The following is a 3,628-nucleotide window of genomic DNA, read 5'->3' as shown; positions in this document are numbered from 1 at the left end:
GGGCCGCAGCCGCCCCGAAGCCGACGACGGCGCTGACCTCGATGCCGAGCGCGAGCCCGGCGACGGCCGTCACGGCAGACAGGATGACCGGCCCGATGCCCGCACCCGCGTCGGCCAGCTCGCGCCAGACGCCGAGGAAGGTCGGCCGGCCGACGGCGGGCGAGGTGTCGGCGCCGAGCGTCATGACGATGCCCGAGCCGATGCCGTTTCCGAAGCCCATGATCATGGCCACGAGGGCCAGGGTGGCGACGCCGTGGGTGAGCGGCATGAGCGCGAACGAGACCCCCAGCACGATCGTCGACGGCACGGCCACCCAGCGGCGGCCGTAGCGGTCCATCACCTTGCCCGCAGGGTAGAAGGTGAGGGCGTCGATCGCCCCGGCGACGCCGTAGATGATCGACGAGACCGACGGCTCGAGCCCGAGATGCGCCGCCCACAGCGGTATGACGATCTGTCGCGTCTGCCTGATCGCCGAGAGCAGCAAGACGCCCATGCCGAGCGTGAGGAACAGGCGCCGGTACTGCTTGACGATGCCGACCGTCGTGACGGCGGCCGCCGCGCTGCGCCGCTTCTCGTCGAGTTCGAGGTCGGGAACGCGATAGACGATGACGGTGGCCGCGACGATCGCGGCGAGCGCGACGAAGTATGCGCCGTCGAGGCCCCAGAAGTGCATCGCCGCCGCGCCGATGAACGGGCCGAGGAAGACGCCGATGCGCATCGTGCCGCCGAGGGTCGACAGCGCCCGCGCCCGCATGTGCGGAGGCACCATCTCGGTCAGGTACGACTGCCTGGCGAGGTTGTAGACCGAGCTCGCGGCGCCGATCAGCAGCACCCCGAACGCATACGTCAGCAGTGACAGCTCGTGGTCGCGCAGGTCGATCAGGCAGAAGGCGAGGCCCACGATCGTGATGCCCGCGGCGACGAGCATCGCGCGGCGTTCGCCGATGCGCGTGGCGAGGATGCCGGAGGGGATGTTGGTCGCGATCGAGCCGATGCCGATCAGCGCCGCGACGAGCGCGGCGACCGAGGTCGTCGCACCGCGATCGATTGCGCTCAACGCGATGACGGGGAAGATCGCACCCTCGGCGAGACCGAACAGGGTGGCCGGACCGTAGGCCGCCACCGCGATCTGGCGCAGGCGGAATTCTTCGGTCACGTTAACCATCTTGCCCCGGCGGGGCGCGCCGCTCACCCCAGCAGCGGCAGCCTTCCGACGAGGCGGTCGACGCGGTTGCGAGGGCCGACCAGGCTGAGGGCGAGGTACTCGTGCTCGTCCGCCGCGCGCGCCGCCAGCTCGTCGACGTACTCCGCATAGACGCGCGTCGCCTGCGCCGCGGCCACCATGTCCGCGACGAACAGGTCCTCGCGGGCGGCCGCCTTGGCGCGCAGCTCGGGAAGGCGAACGCCCGGGGCCGCGAGGATCGTGCAGCCGAGCCACGGCAGCCCGGGGTGCGGCGCACCGGAGGCGTCCGCCACCTCGGGTCCGAGCAGACCCGTGACGCGCGCCTGGGTGGCGGCGGCCACGCAGACCGCCGCATTCACGGCACGGCCCGGCGGCAGCGCGGAGTCCACCACGATGACCCACTTGAGGGGCGCCTCGCGCGTCGAAACGGTGGGGTCGAAGAGGTCAGGGTCGAAGCCGATGGTGAGGGAACTCATGGCGCTAGCTATTCAGATCGGCGGAGTCAGTGCAACACGGCCGAACTTCGTACGGCTAGGGTTCCCCTATGGCCGAACTCGACGAACTAGATGCGGCGATTCTCGCCGTTCTGCAGGCCGACGCACGGACGACGAATCGCGACGTCGCCGCCGCCGTCGGCATCGCGCCGACGACCGCGCTCGAGCGCACGCGCGCGCTGCGCGACCGCGGCGTCATCACCGGCGCGAGCCTCGACGTCGACCTCGCTGCCGTCGGCCGGCCCGTGCAGGCACTCGTCGCCGTGCGCATCCGCCCGCCGTCGCGAAAGGCGATCGAGGGGTTCCGCGACTGGGTCACCGGGTTGCCCGAGACCCTTGGCGCGTTCGTGACCACGGGCGACCAGGACTTCATCCTGCACATCGCCGTTCCCGACAACGACGCGCTGTACGCATTCGTGATCGACAAGCTGACGAGCCGGCCCGAGATCGCCGACGTGCGCACCTCGGTCGTCTACGAGCACCTGCGCCGCAAGGCCGTCGCGCCCGTCGGGGTCAGGCCGCGTCGCTGACCGCGCTGCAGCGCACGCACCGAGCTCGCGCGGGCATCCGCACTCAGTACCCCGCTTCGCCCGTCGTCGCCGCACCCGCGAGCAGTGCGCGCGCGCCGGAGACGCCGAGGCGCGTCGCCCCGGCCGCGATCATGGCGCGCGCCTGCTCGATGGTGCGCACCCCGCCAGAGGCCTTCACCCCGACCTCGGGGCCCACGGTCTCGCGCATCAGCGCGACGGCGTGCTCGGTGGCGCCACCGCTCGGGTGGAATCCGGTCGAGGTCTTCACGAAGTCGGCGCCCGCCGCGACGGCGGCGCGGCAGACCGCGACGATCTCGTCGTCGGTCAGCACCGCCGACTCGATGATGACCTTGAGAACGGTCGGCGCCGGCGCCGCGGCGCGCACGGCGGCGATGTCGGACTGCACGTAGGCGAAGTCGCCCTCCTTGGCGGCGCCCACGTCGATCACCATGTCGATCTCGTCGGCGCCGTGCTTCACGGCCTCGGCCGCCTCGACGGCCTTCACGGTCGAGCTGTGCTTGCCCGACGGGAAGCCGCACACGACGGCGACCTTCAGGTCGGCCTCGAGCGGCACGTCGACGGGAAGCATCGAGGGCGAGACGCACACCGAGTAGGTGCCGAGCTCGATCGCCTCGGCGATCAGCGCAGAGACATCGGCGTGCGTCGCCTCGGGCTTGAGCAGGGTGAAGTCGATGTAGCGCGCGACCTCTGCCGCGGAGAGGGCCGAGTCAGTCATGGTTCGATTCTGCCGCCTCCCAGCGCTGCCCGTAGCGCACGAGCGGCTGCAGCGAGGTCAGCAGGTCGCGGCCGCGCGGGGTCAGTGCGTAGCGCACGGTCACCGGCGTGGTCGGCTCGACGATGCGATCGATCAGCCCGGCGTGCTCGAGCTCTTTGAGCCGGAGCGCCAGCATCCTGTCCGACAGTCCGGCCACCGACGCCACGATCTCGGTGAACCGCGTGGCGCCGCGGGCGACGGCGAGCATGATCGCGCTGCTCCAGCGGCGCCCGATCAGCTCGACGACGCTCGTCGCGCGACGGCACTCGTCGTCGTCGATCTGCTCCCAGCCGGTGCGAAGTTCCTCGATGGTCACTTACCTATTGTGAGTCACTTCTGCGCATGTTGCCGCAAACAGAGCGAGAACGGATGCTTGTGCCCATGCCCGACTACGGCCACCCCCTGCGCTTCGGCACGTTCATCACCCCGACCAACTCGCCCGCTGAGCGACCGGTCGAGCTCGCCGTGCTCTCCGAGCAGCTCGGCTTCGATTTGGTCACCTTCCAGGACCACCCGTACCAACCGCGCTTCAGCGACACGTGGACCCTGCTCACCTGGGTCGCGGCGACGACCGAGCGCATCCACCTCAGCGGCAACGTGCTCAACTCCGCGCTGCGGCCGCCGGCCGTGCTCGCGCGCAGCGCCG

6 protein-coding genes are annotated in these 3,628 nt (G+C 71.0%); 2 read left to right on the top strand and 4 right to left on the bottom strand.

Annotated features, from left to right (window positions below):
* Together ACM2XV_RS13405 and ACM2XV_RS13400 are read right to left on the bottom strand one after the other, a co-directional pair.
* On the bottom strand, nucleotides 1-1,156 hold a 1,156-nt coding region (locus ACM2XV_RS13405), incomplete at its 3' end, for an MFS transporter (RefSeq protein WP_487027291.1).
* Nucleotides 1,157-1,188: 32 nt separating this feature from the next.
* Nucleotides 1,189-1,659 (bottom strand): DUF2000 domain-containing protein, encoded by a 471-nt coding sequence (locus tag ACM2XV_RS13400; RefSeq protein WP_344776026.1) that lies wholly within the window; start codon nucleotides 1,657-1,659, stop codon nucleotides 1,189-1,191.
* Nucleotides 1,660-1,727: 68 nt separating this feature from the next.
* Between ACM2XV_RS13400 and ACM2XV_RS13395 the strand changes: the two genes are divergently transcribed.
* Nucleotides 1,728-2,207: an Lrp/AsnC family transcriptional regulator gene (locus ACM2XV_RS13395; RefSeq protein WP_344776024.1), complete on the top strand. Its 480-nt coding sequence runs from the start codon at nucleotides 1,728-1,730 to the stop codon at nucleotides 2,205-2,207.
* A gap of 43 nt (nucleotides 2,208-2,250) precedes the next feature.
* Here the strand turns inward: ACM2XV_RS13395 and deoC are convergent, their stop codons facing one another.
* Both deoC and ACM2XV_RS13385 read right to left on the bottom strand, forming a co-directional pair.
* Nucleotides 2,251-2,943, bottom strand: coding sequence for a deoxyribose-phosphate aldolase (gene deoC / locus ACM2XV_RS13390; protein WP_487027290.1), 693 nt, complete (start codon nucleotides 2,941-2,943; stop codon nucleotides 2,251-2,253).
* Nucleotides 2,936-3,298 carry a winged helix-turn-helix transcriptional regulator gene (locus tag ACM2XV_RS13385; protein WP_487027289.1) on the bottom strand — a complete coding sequence of 121 codons (363 nt, stop codon included), beginning with the start codon at nucleotides 3,296-3,298 and terminating at the stop codon, nucleotides 2,936-2,938. Before ACM2XV_RS13385 ends, deoC begins: the two co-directional genes overlap by 8 nt.
* 65 nt (nucleotides 3,299-3,363) lie before the next feature.
* On the opposite strand from ACM2XV_RS13385, the gene ACM2XV_RS13380 reads away from it, so the two are divergent.
* Nucleotides 3,364-3,628: LLM class flavin-dependent oxidoreductase (locus ACM2XV_RS13380; RefSeq protein ID WP_487027288.1), on the top strand; the 265-nt coding region annotated here is incomplete at its 3' end.

The sequence above is a fragment of the Gryllotalpicola sp. CP2-P1 genome (assembly GCF_057512245.1).
Note: the sequence above shows the minus strand (reverse complement) of the source record. Positions and strands in the feature narration are given on the sequence as shown.